This window comes from Streptomyces sp. NPDC053367 (assembly GCF_044545925.1).
Lineage (GTDB): Bacteria > Actinomycetota > Actinomycetes > Streptomycetales > Streptomycetaceae > Streptomyces.
The window spans coordinates 247,102-262,359 of the sequence record NZ_JBITYN010000008.1 but is presented as its reverse complement, the minus strand read 5'-3'; the positions used below and the strand labels follow the sequence as shown (position 1 = coordinate 262,359).

Annotated in this window: 14 protein-coding genes; 10 read left to right on the top strand and 4 right to left on the bottom strand. The window is 74.0% G+C overall.

Annotated features, from left to right (window positions below; genetic code table 11):
* Window positions 1-105 precede the first annotated feature (105 nt).
* The 4 genes from ACIGXJ_RS23575 to ACIGXJ_RS23560 all read left to right on the top strand — a co-directional run bounded on the left by ACIGXJ_RS23575 (window position 106) and on the right by ACIGXJ_RS23560 (window position 4,660).
* A complete protein-coding gene (locus ACIGXJ_RS23575) occupies window positions 106-1,182 on the top strand; it encodes a glycine betaine/L-proline ABC transporter ATP-binding protein (RefSeq protein WP_399648651.1) in 1,077 nt (358 codons plus the stop codon).
* Window positions 1,175-2,983 carry an ABC transporter permease/substrate binding protein gene (locus ACIGXJ_RS23570; protein ID WP_399648648.1) on the top strand — a complete coding sequence of 603 codons (1,809 nt, stop codon included), beginning with the start codon at window positions 1,175-1,177 and terminating at the stop codon, window positions 2,981-2,983. Before ACIGXJ_RS23575 ends, ACIGXJ_RS23570 begins: the two co-directional genes overlap by 8 nt.
* A 391-nt stretch (window positions 2,984-3,374) precedes the next feature.
* Window positions 3,375-3,941 (top strand): helix-turn-helix domain-containing protein, encoded by a 567-nt coding sequence (locus ACIGXJ_RS23565; RefSeq protein WP_399648644.1) that lies wholly within the window; start codon window positions 3,375-3,377, stop codon window positions 3,939-3,941.
* Window positions 3,941-4,660 carry a helical backbone metal receptor gene (locus ACIGXJ_RS23560; RefSeq protein ID WP_399648641.1) on the top strand — a complete coding sequence of 240 codons (720 nt, stop codon included), beginning with the start codon at window positions 3,941-3,943 and terminating at the stop codon, window positions 4,658-4,660. The genes ACIGXJ_RS23565 and ACIGXJ_RS23560 overlap by 1 nt, the downstream gene beginning before the upstream one ends.
* Here ACIGXJ_RS23560 and ACIGXJ_RS23555 read toward each other — a convergent pair.
* Complete coding sequence (locus ACIGXJ_RS23555; RefSeq protein WP_399648639.1) at window positions 4,587-5,765, bottom strand: TDT family transporter; 1,179 nt, start codon at window positions 5,763-5,765, stop codon at window positions 4,587-4,589. The two genes, ACIGXJ_RS23560 and ACIGXJ_RS23555, sit on opposite strands and share 74 nt — an antisense overlap.
* A gap of 71 nt (window positions 5,766-5,836) precedes the next feature.
* On the opposite strand from ACIGXJ_RS23555, the gene ACIGXJ_RS23550 reads away from it, so the two are divergent.
* On the top strand, window positions 5,837-6,772 hold the full coding sequence (locus tag ACIGXJ_RS23550; RefSeq protein WP_399648636.1) for a LysR family transcriptional regulator: 936 nt from the start codon (window positions 5,837-5,839) through the stop codon (window positions 6,770-6,772).
* Window positions 6,773-6,838: 66 nt separating this feature from the next.
* Window positions 6,839-7,798, top strand: coding sequence for an aminoglycoside phosphotransferase family protein (locus ACIGXJ_RS23545; RefSeq protein ID WP_399648634.1), 960 nt, complete (start codon window positions 6,839-6,841; stop codon window positions 7,796-7,798).
* Here the strand turns inward: ACIGXJ_RS23545 and ACIGXJ_RS23540 are convergent.
* Together ACIGXJ_RS23540 and ACIGXJ_RS23535 are read right to left on the bottom strand one after the other, a co-directional pair.
* Window positions 7,776-8,465, bottom strand: coding sequence for a gamma-glutamyl-gamma-aminobutyrate hydrolase family protein (locus tag ACIGXJ_RS23540; RefSeq protein ID WP_399648631.1), 690 nt, complete (start codon window positions 8,463-8,465; stop codon window positions 7,776-7,778). The genes ACIGXJ_RS23545 and ACIGXJ_RS23540 overlap by 23 nt on opposite strands.
* A gap of 51 nt (window positions 8,466-8,516) precedes the next feature.
* The gene (locus ACIGXJ_RS23535) at window positions 8,517-9,305 is read right to left on the bottom strand and encodes a FadR/GntR family transcriptional regulator (protein WP_399648629.1); all 789 of its coding nucleotides are present in this window, start codon (window positions 9,303-9,305) and stop codon (window positions 8,517-8,519) included.
* 86 nt (window positions 9,306-9,391) lie between these two features.
* On the opposite strand from ACIGXJ_RS23535, the gene ACIGXJ_RS23530 reads away from it, so the two are divergent.
* Genes ACIGXJ_RS23530 through ACIGXJ_RS23515 form a run of 4 tightly spaced genes read left to right on the top strand, consistent with a single transcriptional unit; the run spans window position 9,392 to window position 13,857 of the window.
* The gene (locus ACIGXJ_RS23530; protein ID WP_399648626.1) at window positions 9,392-10,750 is read left to right on the top strand and encodes a glutamine synthetase family protein; all 1,359 of its coding nucleotides are present in this window, start codon (window positions 9,392-9,394) and stop codon (window positions 10,748-10,750) included.
* 9 nt (window positions 10,751-10,759) lie between these two features.
* Window positions 10,760-12,127, top strand: a complete 1,368-nt coding sequence (locus ACIGXJ_RS23525; protein WP_399648623.1) for an aldehyde dehydrogenase family protein — start codon at window positions 10,760-10,762, stop codon at window positions 12,125-12,127.
* Window positions 12,124-12,915, top strand: a complete 792-nt coding sequence (locus ACIGXJ_RS23520) for a 3-oxoacyl-ACP reductase (RefSeq protein WP_399648621.1) — start codon at window positions 12,124-12,126, stop codon at window positions 12,913-12,915. Before ACIGXJ_RS23525 ends, ACIGXJ_RS23520 begins: the two co-directional genes overlap by 4 nt.
* 27 nt (window positions 12,916-12,942) lie before the next feature.
* Window positions 12,943-13,857, top strand: coding sequence for a DUF2510 domain-containing protein (locus tag ACIGXJ_RS23515; RefSeq protein ID WP_399649100.1), 915 nt, complete (start codon window positions 12,943-12,945; stop codon window positions 13,855-13,857).
* 128 nt (window positions 13,858-13,985) lie between these two features.
* On the opposite strand, the gene ACIGXJ_RS23510 is transcribed toward ACIGXJ_RS23515, so the two are convergent.
* Entirely contained in the window at window positions 13,986-15,188 is a 1,203-nt protein-coding gene (locus ACIGXJ_RS23510) for an amino acid deaminase/aldolase (protein WP_399648617.1), read from the bottom strand.
* Window positions 15,189-15,258: the final 70 nt, after the last annotated feature.

The window sequence follows — 15,258 nt, the reverse complement described above, 5'->3', positions numbered from 1 at the left end:
CCCCGCGGCTCCGGGCAGGGGCCGCCCCGGAGCGACGTAGGCCGCGGGCCCCCCCTCACGCGGCCGGTCGCTCCCTTTCCATTGCCCCCGAGACAAGAGGTTCGCGTGTCAGCCAGGCTAGAAGCCGATCATCTGTACAAGGTGTTCGGCAGACGACCGGACGAGGCAGTCGAGCGGCTCCGCCAGGGAGCCGACCGGGAGGAACTGCGCGCCGACGGCACCACCGCCGCCGTGATCGACGCCTCCTTCACGGTGGACGAGGGCCGGATCTTCGTCGTCATGGGCCTGTCCGGCTCCGGCAAGTCGACCCTGCTGCGGATGCTGAACGGCCTGCTGGAGCCGACCGCCGGGCACGTCCGCGTCGACGGACAGGACCTGACCGCGCTCGGCGCGCGCGAGCTGCGCGAGGTCCGCTCGAAGAAGATCAGCATGGTCTTCCAGCACTTCGCGCTGTTCCCGCACCGCAGCGTCCTCGACAACGCCGCCTACGGCCTGGCCGTGCAGGGCGTACCCCGCGCGGAGCGCGAGAGGCGTGCCGCCGAGGCCCTCGGCCTGTGCGGTCTCGCCGGCTGGGAGAAGTCCTGGCCCGACGAGCTCTCCGGCGGCATGCAGCAGCGGGTGGGCCTGGCCCGCGCGCTGGCCACCGACGCGGACCTGCTGCTGATGGACGAGTCCTTCAGCGCGCTGGACCCGCTGATCCGCCGTGACATGCAGGACCAGCTGCTCACGCTGCAGCGCACCCTGAGGAAGACCATCGTCTTCATCACCCACGACCTCAACGAGGCCATGCGCCTGGGCGACCGCATCGCCGTCATGCGCGACGGCCGCATCGTGCAGAACGGCACCGCCGAGGACATCCTGCTGCGCCCGGCGAACGACTACGTCGCCTCCTTCATCCAGGACGTCGACCGCTCCCGGGTGCTGACCGCGGGCGCGCTGATGGACACCTCCGTCACCGGCGACGCCCCGGTGTGCGGCTGCGAGACGGCCACCCGCGAGACGCCGTTCGCGCAGCTGTGCGCGATCAGCGCCCGGCTGTCGCACCGCGTGTCGGTCGTGGACGAGGCGAACCACGTCGTCGGCGTGGTGCCGCGGCAGCGGCTGCTCGCCTTCCTCGGCGACGAGAGCGCCGATGCCGTGCCCTGCGACAACCCGGACGGGAAGGTGGCCGCCCGTGCCTAGGCTTCGGCTCGGCGACTGGGTCGACTCCGGTGTCGACTGGCTCGTCACGCACCTCTCGTGGTTCTTCGACGCCGTCAAGACGGTCGTGGAGGGCATGTACGACGGCCTCGACGCCGTCCTGACCGCACCCCAGCCGCTGCTGCTGGCGGGCATCCTCGCGGTGCTCGCCTGGTGGCTGCGGGGCCTGGCCGCCGGTGTGCTGTCCTTCGCCGGGTTCGCGCTGATCGACTCGCTCGACCTGTGGGAGCAGGCGATGTCGACGCTGTCCCTGGTGCTGGTCGCGACCCTGATCGCCCTGCTGGTCTCGCTCCCGCTGGGCGTCTGGGCGGCCCGCTCCAAGGCCGTCGGCGCGGCCCTGCGGCCCGTCCTGGACCTGCTGCAGACGATGCCGTCGATGGTGCTGCTGATCCCGGCGATCCTGTTCTTCGGCATGGGCGTGCCCGCCGGTGTCGTCGCCACCCTGATCTTCGCGCTCGCGCCGGGCGTGCGGATGACCGAGCTCGGCATCCGCCAGGTCGACGCGGAACTCGTCGAGGCCGCCGAGGCCTTCGGCACCACCCCGCGCGACACGCTGCTGCGGGTCCAGCTGCCGCTCGCCCTGCCGACCATCATGGCGGGCGTCAACCAGGTGATCATGCTGGGTCTGTCGATGGTCGTCATCGCCGGCATGGTCGGCACCGGCGGCCTCGGCGGCGCCGTCAACGAGGCCATCGGACAGCTGGACATCGGCCTCGGCTTCGAGGCGGGCCTCGGCATCGTGGTCCTCGCCATCTACCTGGACCGCGTCACCGGCGCGCTCGGCACGCAGCTGTCACCGCTGGGCCGCCGGGCCGCCGCGAAGGCCCGCCGGACACCGCTGACGTACCGGCCGCGCCCGGCCGTCGCCGTGATCGGCGCGGTCGTGCTCGCCCTGGTGGCGGGCGGCCTGAACGTCTTCGGGTCGAACGCCGGCACCGCCGAGGCGTCCGCCGCGGACATCGGCGAGGGCCGCGAGGTGAAGATCGGCTACATCCCCTGGGACGAGGGCATCGCCTCCACCTACCTGTGGAAGGAACTCCTGGAGCGCCGCGGCTTCGAGGTCACCACCACCCAGTACGCCGCCGGCCCGCTCTACACCGGCCTCGCCACCGGCCAGATCGACTTCCAGACCGACTCCTGGCTGCCGGTCACCCACGCCGAGTACTGGAAGAAGTACGGCGAGCACCTCGACGACCTCGGCAAGTGGTACGGCCCCACCTCCCTGGAGCTGGCCGTCCCGTCGTACATGAAGGACGTCGACACCCTTGCCGACCTCGAGGAGCACGCCGCCGACTTCGACGGCAAGATCGTCGGCATCGAGCCCAGCGCCGGGATGATGGGCCTGCTCAAGGACAAGGTGCTGGGCGAGTACGGCCTCGACGGCTCCTACGACGTCGTCGACGGCTCCACCCCGGCGATGCTGGCCCAGCTGAAGCGGGCGTACGCCAAGAAGCAGCCGGTCGTCGTCACGCTGTGGTCGCCGCACTGGGCGTACAGCGACTACGACCTGAAGAAGCTGAAGGACCCCAAGGGCGCCTGGGGCGCGGGCGACGGCGTGCACACCCTGGCCCGCGACGGCTTCGCCGCCGACAACCCCGAGGTCGGCCGCTGGCTGAAGGACTTCTCGATGACCGAGCGGCAGCTCACCGCCCTGGAGTCGCGCATCCAGAAGGCCGGCAAGGGCCATGAGCAGCAGGCCGTGCGCGACTGGCTGAAGGACAACCCCGGACTGGTCGACCGGTGGGCGCCGGTCTCCGGGGACGAGAGCCGGGCGGCCGGGTGACCTGACGGACCCGGCCGGCCCGATCGAGGGGCGGGTCCCCGTACGTCTTCCCCTGCGTACGGCGGCCCGCCCCTCCTTTCCACCCCTCACGGCCACCGTATGGATCCGGCCAACCACAAAGAGCCACGCCCGGGCCTGTGAACGGCTGCCGGGCGGCCCGGAGTTCGACACAGCGCTCTCTCGGGCACCCGGGAACACATCGGGACGGCAGCGCATTGAACCCGGGACGAGTGCGTCGACTGGCGTGAAGTGTGGGGTCGGACCTCAGACAATGTGTCGTCGATGTGACGGCCGCCTGAAACGGTTTGCCGAACATGCGTAGGGTGCAGAGAACTCAGCACAACCCGTGCACCCGCGACCCGACCGACGAGCGAAGGAGGGAGCCGGAGCGATGGGCGACCACAAAGAGCAGCCACTGCGCGTGGGCGCGGCCGTGCGGCGCCGCCGCCGTGCGCTGGAGCTCACCCTCGCCGTCGTGGCCGAGCGCAGCGGCCTGTCGGTACCCTTCCTGAGCCAGATCGAGAACGACCGGGCGCGGCCCAGCACCAGCTCCCTGGAGAAGGTCGCCGACGCCCTGCGCACCACCGCCGTCGAGCTACTCGCCGCGGCCGACCCGGCGTGCAGCGTCGACGTGGTGCGCGCCCTGGAGCCCGAGCCGGGGCCGGAGCCGCAGATGCGTTCCCTGGTGCGCGGGCACCACCAGATGCACGCCTCGGAGTTCACCGGCGGGCATGAGGCGGGCCGTGAGTTCCAGTACCGCAACGACCAGTTGCTGTACGTCGCCGACGGCGGTGTCGAGATCGAGGCGGAGGGCCGCGCCTACCGTCTGGGCCGCGGCGACACCCTCTACCTGACCGGCGGGGTCCGCCACCGCTGGCGCGCCACCGTGCCGGAGACCCGGGTGCTCGTGGTCGCCGTCGCCGAGCACATCGACGCCTTCGAGGACCGGCAGAGGTAGTGCGGGTCGTCTCCCTGGTGCCCTCGCTGACCGAGGCCGTCGCCGTGACGCTGCCCGGCGTGCTGGCCGGCGCCACCGACTGGTGCGTGCGTCCGGCGGGCCTGGAGGTCGCCCGGATCGGCGGCACCAAGAACCCGGGGATCGAGCGGATCCTGGCGCTCGCGCCCGACCTGGTGATCGCCAACGAGGAGGAGAACCGCGCCCCCGACCTCGACGCCCTGCGCGCCGCGGGCCCGGAGGTGCTGGTGACCGAGGTGCGGGACGTGCCGCAGGCGTTCGCCGAACTGGAGCGCGTGCTGCGGGCCTGCGGGGCCGCGGCCCGGCCGCGCTGGCTGGACGAGGCGGAGGCCGCGTGGGCGGCGCCGCCCGGACTGTCCCGTCGTACGACCGCCGTGGTGCCGGTCTGGCGGCGGCCCTGGATGGTGCTGGGCCGGGACACCTTCGCCGGCGACGTGCTCGCCCGCCTGGGCGTCGACCACCTGTACGCCGGACACCCCGAGCGCTACCCGCGCGTCCCGCTGGAGGAGCTGACGGCTGCCGCGCCCGATCTCGTCGTCCTGCCCGACGAGCCCTACCGCTTCACCGCCGACGACGGCCCCGAGGCGTTCCCCGGGCTGCCCTGCGCGCTCGTCGACGGCCGGTACCTCACCTGGTACGGGCCGTCGCTGGCCGAGGCACCGCGGGTGCTGGGCGCGGCCCTGCGAGCAGCGCTCCGCTGACCAGGCCCCGTACGGTCCCGAAGGCCGCGACCGTGACGGCGGTCAGCAGCACGGCGTACAGGGCGACCGACAGGGCGTCGTAGGCGAGCAGCCCCGTGTGCCGGGCGAGGGACGCCGTGCCGGTGACGCAGGTGCCCACCGGGAAGGTGAAGGCCCACCAGGTCATCGCGAAGCCCATGCCGTGCCGCCGGGCCCGCACCACGTGCACCGTGGCGAGCCCCAGCCACAGCAGCGCGAAGCCCATCACCGGCACGCCGTGCAGCACGGCGAGGATGCCGAACCCGTCGGCGTAGGGGGCGGGCATCACCCCGGGCGCCACGTCGGCGAAGTTGCCCGCGGCGGTGGTGGACTGGCCCAGCGGCCCGAGCACCAGGAACAGCGTCGGGGTGAGCGCGAGCGGCAGCGGGCCGCGGGTGATCAGGCGCGCGAACACCAGCGGCAGCATGACGAGGATGCCCAGCAGGCTCAGCCCGAACAGCGCGAAGCAGCCGAGCAGCAGCGTGGCACGGGCCTGCCCCGGCGGCAGATGCGGCACCAGCAGCGGCCCCTGCGCCGCCGACACCATGGGCGCGACCAGCGGCAGCAGCCACACGGGCGTGGCCTGCTCCGGCGTCACCCGGTGCCGTACGGCCATCAGGTACGGGACGGCCACGGCCGCGGCCAGCGCGGTGGCCGTACCGGCGGTGAACAGCACGGCGTCCAGCGCCGGCGCCGCCCGCGGTCCGATCCAGTCCCGCCCGGCCGTCATCGCGCCGGCACCGACCGACAGCAGGGCCATCGCCACACAGCCGTAGAACGGAGCCGTCGCCGGGTCCAGCAGGTGCGCGCGGGCCTGGTCACGGTGGTGGCGCCAGTGCAGGGCACGGCCCGCGAGCAGCACCAGCAGCATGCCGAGGGACAGCGCCCACACGGCCGCGCACAGCGGGCGCAGACCGGGGACGCGGGCCGGCAGCGCCGCGCCGGCGGTGGCCACGATCGCGGTGCCCATCACGGTGGCGTACCAGTTGGGGCCGAGGTGACGGACCGCGGCGGCGCGGCAGCGGGGGACGGCGGGCCGGGCGGGCGGTGCTGGTGGGGTGGCGAGCGGCTGGGCGGCGGTGACCATGACCCCCACGGTCTCCCGGCTGCGGGGCCACCACCAGGGACTATGTCTCTATGAGGGCATAAGGTGGGGTTATGAGCAGCATGGATGGGCGGGACGGGGACACACGGCCGGGCGGCGGATCGCTCGCGCACCGGGTGCCGGATCTGGGGGCGCTGGAGCTGCTGCTGGCGGTCGCCCGGCTCGGCAGCCTGGGCGCGGCGGCCCGCGAGGTCGGCATCACCCAGCCCGCCGCGAGCAGCCGCATCCGCTCCATGGAACGCCAGCTGGGCGTGGCCCTGGTCGACCGTTCACCGCGCGGCTCCCGGCTCACGGACGCGGGCGCGCTGGTGACCGACTGGGCGCGCCGGGTCGTGGAGGCGGCGGAGGCCTTCGACGCGGGCGCGCAGGCGCTGCGGGACCGGCGCGACTCCCGGCTGCGGGTCGCCGCCAGCATGACCATCGCCGAGTACCTCCTCCCGGGCTGGCTGCTCGCGCTGCGCGCCCAGCGGCCCGACACCGCCGTGTCCCTGCTCGCGGGCAACTCCGCCGCGGTCGCCGAACGGCTGCTCGCGGACGAGGCGGACGTGGGGTTCGTCGAAGGCCTGACGGTCCCGGCGGGCCTGGACGCGACGGTGATAGCCCACGACCACCTGATCGTCGTCACCGCTCCCGGTCACCCCTGGGCCCGCCGCCGACGGCCCCTCGCGGCGGACGAACTCGCCGCCACCCCCCTGATCCTGCGCGAGAAGGGTTCCGGCACCCGGCAGGTCCTCGACGCGGCGCTGGGCGGCCTCGCCCGCCCGCTGATCGAGCTGTCCTCCACCACCGCCGTCAAGGCGGCCGCGGTCGGCGGCGCGGGCCCCGCCGTCCTGTCCGAACTCGCCGTCGGCGAGGAACTCGCCATGCGCCGCCTCGTCCGCGTTCCCCTCGACGGCGTCACCCTGAAACGCTCCCTGCGCGCGGTCTGGCCCACAGGCCACCGCCCGACGGGCCCGGCCCGGGACCTGCTGTCACTGACGAGGGGGTAGGGACGGCGAGGCCCGCGCCCGCAATTCCCTGGCCCTGTCCCGCTCGCCCTCGGCACCATGGGGTCCATGACTCTTTCCGCCCCGCCCGCCGCAGGCACCCGGCTGCCGTGGGGAGTGCTGCCCGGTGAGGTCAGGGAGGCCGTCGCCGGGACGCTCGGGGGGCCGGTCGTGTGGGCCGAGACGCAGGTCGGCGGGTTCTCGCCGGGTGTGGCCGCGCGGGTGCGGACCGCGGCCGGCCGGCGTGCCTTCGTGAAGGCCGTCAGTTCCGTGAGCAACCCGCACAGTCCGGGGCTGCACCGCGCCGAGGCCCGCAACGCGGCGGCGCTCCCGCCGGAGGTGCCCGCGCCCCGGCTGCTGGGGACGTACGACGACGGCACCTGGGTCGCGCTGGTCTTCGAGGACGTGTGCGGGCGGCAGCCGCACGTGCCCTGGCGGGAGGCGGAGCTGCGCGGGGTGCTGGACGCCGTGGCCCTGCTCGCCCGCGCCCTCACCCCGGCGCCGCTGGACGCCCGGCCCGCCGGTGAGGCGCTCGTCCGGAACTTCGGCGGCTGGCGCGAGCTGCGCGACGGCGCCGAGGGCGAGGTGGCCGGCCGGCTGGGTGCCTGGACCGCGGGCCGCCTCGACCGGCTGGCCGGGCTGGCGGAGCCCTGGGCGGAGGCCGTCGCCGGTGACACGCTCGCCCACGGCGATCTGCGGGCGGACAACATGCTGCTGACCGGGGACGGCCGGGTCGTCTTCGTCGACTGGCCGCACGTCGTGCGGGCCGCGCCCTGGTTCGACCTGCTCGTCATGCTGCCCTGCGTGCGCGCGCAAGGAGGCCCGGACCCGCAGGAGGTGTTCACCCGGCACGAGCTGGGCGCGGACGCCGACCCGGACGCGGTCACCGCCGCGCTCGCGGCCCTCGCGGGCTACTTCCTGCGGCACTCCCTGCTGCCGGCGCCGCCCGGCATCCCCGCCCTGCGCCCCTTCCAGCGGGCGCAGGGCGAGGCCGCGCTGGAGTGGCTCAGGACGCGGCTGCCGCTGTGACCAGGGCCCGGATCACCCGCGGGTCCTCGCCCATCTCCGGGTGCCACTGCACCCCCAGCACCCAGTGCGGCCCCGGCAGTTCGACCGCCTCCACCGTGCCGTCTGCCGCGTGCGCCGAGGGCACCAGACCGGTGCCGAGACGGTCCAGCGCCTGGTGGTGGTACGTCGGTACGGCGCTCTCCTCGGCGACGATCGCTGCGTACCGCGTGCCGGGGACCGGCTTGACCGGGTGCAGGCCGAACACGCCGAGCGCCTCGGTGTGGCCGTCGAGGTGCTGGACGAGGGTGCCGCCGAGGGCGACGTTCAGCAGCTGCATGCCGCGGCAGACGCCCAGCAGGGGAGTGCCGGAGGCCAACGCGGCGCCGATCAGGGCCAGTTCCCAGGTGTCGCGGGCATGCGCGGGCGGGCCCGTACGCGGGTCGCGCTCGGCGCCGTAGCGGGCCGGGTCGACGTCAGGGCCGCCCGCGATCACCAGCCCGTCGAGCCGGGCGACGGCCTCGGCCGCATGCTCCGGCGCGTCCGGGGGCAGCATCGTGGCGAGCCCGCCCGCCCGCTGGACCAGCCGGGGATACCCGGCCGGCACCAGCGCCGCCGGCAGGTCCCACACGCCCCAGCGCGCACTGGACTCCCAGTACGTGCTGATCCCGATGAGCGGCCTGTCCGCCATCTGCCCTCCCGCACCTCAATGGACTGTCCGCATACCTTTATCCCGGCGCCGTCAGGTCAGGAAACCCCGCAGCAGCGCCGCCGTCCCCGCGCAGTGCTCCCGCATGATCTCCCGCGCCCCGTCGGCGTCCCCGTCGAGGACCGCCTCCACCAGCGCGGTGTGCTGGCGCTGGGAGTGCTCCAGGTTGCGCACCAGCAGCGGGATGCAGTCGAGGAGGTCGTTCACCGTGGCCCGTACGGCCGCGTACTGGGCGGTGAGCGTGGCCGAGCCGGACAGCTCGGCCAGGGTGAGGTGCAGCAGGGTGTCGGCCCGCCGGTAGTCGGTCAGCGGCGCGTCCTGCGTGCGGGCCAGCGCCTCGCGCAGCCGCCCGCCCTGCCCGTCCGTCAGCCCGTGCGCCGCGCACAGCCCGGCCGCGCCCACCTCCAGGACCTCCCGGAAGCGCAGCACGTCCTCGACGTCGACGCCGGTGACCCGGCGGCGCAGCTCGTCCTCGCCGGGGCTCTGTGCGCGCGGCAGCACGAACGTTCCTCCGTACCGCCCCCGCCGCGACTCCACCAGCCCCTGCTCCTGGAGCACCTTGAGCACCTCGCGCAGCGTCACCCGGCTGATCCCGAGCCGCTCGGCGAGCTCCCGCTCCGCCGGCAGCCGGCCGCCCGTGGGCACCAGGCCGAGCCGGACCACCTGGAGGATCTGCTCCAGGGCCTCCTCGAAACCGTTGCCCGCCCGGACGGGGCGCAGCACGGGCGTGAGCCGGTCCGGCAGGCCCGCGTGCGCGCAGTCGGCGCCCGCCGCACCGGCCTCCTGTGCCGCCGCCCCCGCTTCCGGTGCCCGTTCCCGCATCTCGACGCGCCCCCTTCCCAAGCAATGGTTCTCGGCAATACCTTATGGCTCCCGGCTGACCGAAGAGGCCTTGAGGAGGCTTTCCCGTGGCAGACCGCACAGCGCCGCTCGGGGTCGAGGAGCTGCACGCCCTCGTCGCCGCCGGTGAGATCGACACCGTCGTCCTCGCGTTCCCCGACATGCAGGGTCGCCTCCAGGGCAAGCGGTTCGCGGCGCGCTTCTTCCTCGACGAGGTCCTCCACCACGGCACCGAGGGCTGCAACTACCTCCTCGCCGTGGACACCGACATGAACACCGTCGACGGCTACGCCATGTCGTCCTGGGAGCGCGGTTACGGCGACTTCGCCTTCCACCCCGACCTCGCCACCCTGCGCCGCGTCCCCTGGCACCCCGGCACGGCCCTGCTGATCGCCGACCTCGCCTGGGAGGACGGCACCCCGGTCGCCGCCGCGCCCCGCCAGATCCTGCGCCGCCAGCTGGAGCGGCTCGCCGAACACGGCTGGACCGCCCAGGTCGGCACCGAGCTGGAGTTCATCGTCTTCAAGGACACCTACGAGCAGGCCTGGGACGCGAACTACCGCGGCCTGACCCCGGCCAACCAGTACAACGTCGACTACTCCATCCTCGGCACCGGCCGCGTCGAACCCCTGCTGCGCCGGCTGCGCAACGACATGGCGGGCGCCGGGCTCACCGTGGAGTCGGCCAAGGGCGAGTGCAACCCCGGCCAGCACGAGATCGCCTTCCGCTACGCCGAGGCCCTCGTCACCTGCGACCAGCACGCGATCTACAAGACCGGCGCCAAGGAGATCGCCGCGCAGGAGGGCGTGTCGATCACCTTCATGGCGAAGTACGACGAACGCGAGGGCAACTCCTGCCACATCCACCTCTCGCTGACGGACGCCGACGGAGCCAATGTGATGGCCGGCCCCGACGGCATGTCCGACGTCATGCGCCACTTCCTCGCCGGACAGCTCGCCGCCCTGCGCGACTTCTCCCTCCTCTACGCCCCCAACATCAACTCCTACAAGCGCTTCCAGCCCGGTTCCTTCGCCCCCACCGCCGTCGCCTGGGGCCACGACAACCGCACCTGCGCCCTGCGGGTCGTCGGCCACGGCCGCTCCCTGCGCTTCGAGAACCGGCTGCCGGGCGGTGACGTCAACCCGCACCTCGCCGTCGCCGGACTGGTCGCGGCCGGGCTGTACGGGGTCGAGCACAAGCTGGAACTGCCCGAGCCCTGCGCGGGCAACGCCTACACCGCCGGCTACGACCACGTCCCCACCACCCTGCGCGAGGCCGCCGACCTCTGGGAGAACAGCCCCGTCGCACGGGCCGCCTTCGGCGACGAGGTCGTCGCGCACTACCGCAACATGGCCCGCGTCGAGCTGGAGGCCTTCGACGCCGCGGTCACCGACTGGGAGCTGCGCCGCTCCTTCGAACGCATGTGAGGCACCGACGTGTCCGACCAGCTCCAGGTACTGAACCCGGCCACCGAAGAGGTCGTGGCGACCGTGCCCGCCGCCGACGCCGCCGACGTGGACCGTGCCGTCGTACGCGCGACGAAGGCGCAGTCGGCGTGGGCCGCGCTCGCCCCCGGCGACCGCGCCCGGCTGCTGCGCCGCTACGCCGCCGTCGTCGACGCGCACATCGAGGAACTCGCCCTGCTGGAGGTCCGCGAGGCCGGGCACACCCTCGGCAACGCCCGCTGGGAGGCGGGCAACGTCCGGGACCTGCTGGAGTACGCGGCCGGGGGAGTGGAGCGGCTGACCGGCCGGCAGATCCCGGTGGCGGGCGGCCTGGACGTGACGATCCTCGAACCGCTCGGCGTGGTCGGCGTGATCGCGCCCTGGAACTTCCCCATGCCGATCGCCGCCTGGGGGACCGCCCCCGCCCTCGCGGCCGGCAACGCCGTGCTCCTCAAACCCGCCGAGACGACCCCGCTGACCGCACTGCGCCTCGCCGAACTGGCCCTTCAGGCAGGGCTCCCCGAGGGGCTGTTCCAGGTGCTGCCCGGCCACGGCCCCGTCGCGGGCGACGCCCTCGTCGAGCACCCGGGCGTCGCGAAGATCGTCTTCACCGGGTCGACAGCCGTGGGCCGACAGGTGCTGGCGAAGGGTTCGGCCCTGCTCAAGCGGGTCACCCTCGAACTCGGCGGCAAGAGCCCCAACATCGTCTTCGCCGACGCCGACCTCAAGGCCGCCGTCGACCCCTTCTCCTTCCTCGACAACTCCGGCCAGGACTGCTGTGCCCGCACCCGCATCCTCGTCCAGCGGTCCGTCCACGACGAGGTCCACCAGCTCCTCGCGGACGCCCTCGCCGCCGTCGTCGTGGGCGACCCGGCCGACGAGAAGACCCAGATGGGCCCGCTGATCTCCCGGCGCCAGCTCGACCGGGTCCGCGGTTACGTCCCCGACGACGCCCCCGCCCTGCGCGGCACCGCACCCGACGGGCCCGGCTTCTGGTTCCCGCCGACCGTCCTCACCGGCGAGCGCCCCGACTCCCGGGCCGCCCGCGAGGAGATCTTCGGCCCCGTCGCCGTCCTGCTGCCGTTCACCGACGAGGAGGACGCGATCCGCCTCGCCAACGACACCCCCTATGGACTGTCCGGCTCCCTGTGGACCCGGGACATCGGCCGCGCCCTGCGCGTCGCCGGGGCCGTCCGGGCCGGCAACCTGTCCGTCAACTCCCACTCCAGCGTCCGCTACTGGACCCCGTTCGGCGGCTTCAAGCAGTCCGGCCTCGGACGCGAGCTGGGACCGGACGCCCTGACCGCCTTCACCGAGACCAAGAACGTCTTCATCAGCACGGAGGGCCCCGCACAGTGACCTCATCGACCGAAGAGACCGTCTGCCGCCGCCTGGCCGGCCGTACCGCCGTCGTCACCGGAGCCGGCAGCGGCATCGGACTCGCCACCGCCCGCCGGCTCGCCTCCGAGGGCGCCCACGTCGTCTGCGGCGACGTCGACGAGGCCCGCGGCAAGGCGGCCGCCGAAGAGGTCGGCGGGCTGTTCGTGAAGGTCGACGTCACCGACCCCGAGCAGGTCGAGGCGCTGTTCAGGACGGCGTACGACACCTACGGCAGCGTCGACATCGCGTTCAACAACGCCGGGATCTCCCCGCCCGACGACGACTCCATCCTGGAGACCGGTCTGGAGGCCTGGAAGCGCGTCCAGGAGGTCAACCTCACCTCCGTCTACCTGTGCTGCAAGGCCGCGCTGCCCTACATGCGGCGCCAGGGCCGGGGCTCGATCATCAACACGGCGTCCTTCGTGGCCAGGATGGGCGCGGCCACCTCCCAGATCTCCTACACCGCCTCCAAGGGCGGCGTGCTCGCCATGTCCCGTGAACTGGGCGTGCAGTTCGCGCGGGAGGGCATCCGGGTGAACGCCCTGTGCCCCGGCCCGGTGAACACCCCCCTGCTCCAGGAGCTGTTCGCCAAGGACCCCGAGCGGGCCGCGCGCCGTCTGGTGCACATCCCGCTCGGCCGGTTCGCCGAGGCCGAGGAGATCGCCGCCGCGGTCGCCTTCCTCGCCAGCGACGACTCCTCGTTCGTCAACGCCACCGACTTCCTGGTGGACGGCGGTATCTCGGGGGCGTACGTCACGCCGCTGTAGGCCTCGGCCTAGAGTGCCCGTGTGAGCATGACACCACCGCCCGGCTGGTACCCCGACCCGCACGCCCCGCACCTGGAGCGCTGGTGGGACGGCACGGCCTGGACCGAGCACCGGCGCGCCCCCGAGGCGGCGGTGGCGCCGGTGACCGTCCCCCTGCCCTCCGGCGGCGGCCCGGGGCGCACCCGGGCGGTCGCGCTGACCGTGGCCGGAGCGGTCCTGGTCGCCGCGATCACCACCGGCGCGATCGTGCTCAGCGGCGGCGACGGCGGCGAGACCCCCGCCGGCCCCTCGCCGAGCACGTACGCCACGGCCGCTCCGACCAGCGAGCCGCCCTCCCCGACCACCGAGGAGCCCGACCCCGTCGAGGAGGACCCGTCCGTGGTCGTGGACGCGCTCAACGGCATCACCTTCCCGCTGCCCGAGGGCTGGGTCCCGCCCGAGTACGTCACCGACCACTCGGTCGTCATGACCACGGACGACGGCACCTACGACTGCCCCGGCGACTGGGGCAGGTGCCGGCACGGCCAGGTCAGCTCGCGCACGGTGAGCGCCGACGGCGAGACCCCCGAGGCCCTCGCCAGGGCCGACATAGCCGAGGCCGCCGAGGAGGTCTACGGCCGCAACCGGCTGGACCAGCGGCCCTTCGGCGGCATCACCTCGCACCGGCAGGTCGCGGCCGGTCCGGTCGCCGTCGCCGGGCGGGCCGGCTACTTCGTGCGCTGGCACGTACGGACCGCCGTCGGACCCGGCGGCTATGTGCAGTCCCTGGCGTTCCCCTCCACCGTCGGCATCGGCTCCCCGGTCGTCGTCCGCTTCGCCTTCGACGCCGGTGACGACGGGCCGCCCCTGAGCGACATGGACCTGATCACCGACGGCATCCGGCCCGTCGGCGACGCCGGCACGGGCGGCGGCGTGGGCACGAGCGTGGGCCCGACCGACTGACGTCCCGTGGCTCCTTGGCTCCTTGGCTCCATGGCCCCGGCGCCCGAGGGTCCCGGCACCCCGGAGTCCCGGAGTCCCGGCGTCCGAGGGGCCCGGCACCCCACAGTCCCGGCGCCCGAGGGGCCGGACTAGAGGAACGTCCGCCCCTCACCCCGATACGTCGGCACGGTCGCCGTCACCCGGTCCCCCTCCACCAGGTGCAGCGTCTCGAACCGCTCGCACAGCTCACCGGCCTTCGCGTGCCGGAACCACACCTTGTCGCCGATCAGCAGATCGTCGGCCGGCGAGCCCAGCAGCGGCGTCTGCACCTCGCCGGCCCCCTCCTGCGGGTCGTAGCGCAGCCCCTCCGGCAGATACGGCACCGGCAGCCGGTCCGGGCCCGCCGCACCGGAGGCCGGATAGCCACCCCCCAGCACGGTCACGACACCGACACCGGGCCGCCGTACGACGGGCTGCGCGAAGAGGGCGGCCGGACGCCCGCTGAAGGACGTGTAGTTGTCGAACAGCCGCGGCACGTACAGCCCCGACCCGGCCGCGATCTCGGTGACCGCGTCCTCCGCGGCGGTGTGCTGCACACTGCCCGTGCCGCCGCCGTTGACGAACTCCAGGCCCGGCACCACCGCGCGCACCGCCCGCACGGCCGCGGCCCGCCGCTCGGCCAGCTCCCGCCGCGCCGCGGCCTGCATCAGCCGGATCGCCCGCGACCGCAGCGGCCGCCCGGCCACCGCGTCGCCGACACCGGCGACATGACCCTCGTACGCCATGATCCCGACCACCTCGAAACCCGGCCGACGCGTCACCGCCCGTGCCAGTTCGGCGAGTTGGGCGGGGGAGTGGCACGGGGAGCGCAGGGCGCCGACGCGCACCCGCCCGCCGAGCATCCGCAGCGAGGTGTCCAACTCCAGGCACACCCGCACCACTTCGCGTCCGCCGGCGCGGGCCGCGTCGATCAGGTCGAGCTGTGCCGGGGCGTCGACCATGACGGTCACCGCGGCGGCCAGCTTCGGATCGGAGGCGAGCTCGGCGAATCCGGCCCGGTCGGCCGACGGGTAGGCCAGCAGCACGTCCTCGAACCCGGACCGGGCCAGCCACAGCGACTCGGCGAGCGTGTACGACATGATCCCCGCGAAGCCGTCCCTGGCCAGCACCCGCTCCAGCAGCGCCCGGCAGCGCACGGACTTGCTGGCGACCCGGACCGGCTTCCCGGCGGCCCGCCGGAGGAGGTCGTCCGCGTTGGCGTCGAAGGCCTCCAGATCCACGATCGCGACGGGGGCGTCGAGATGGGCGGTGGCCCGGTCGTAACGGGCCCGGTCGGCGGCGCGCGCAGTCATGGACGCAGCCTGCCAGACAGGATTACCGCAGGGTAGGGGGACGATCCGGGCAGATGCCTCCGGCTCGTGG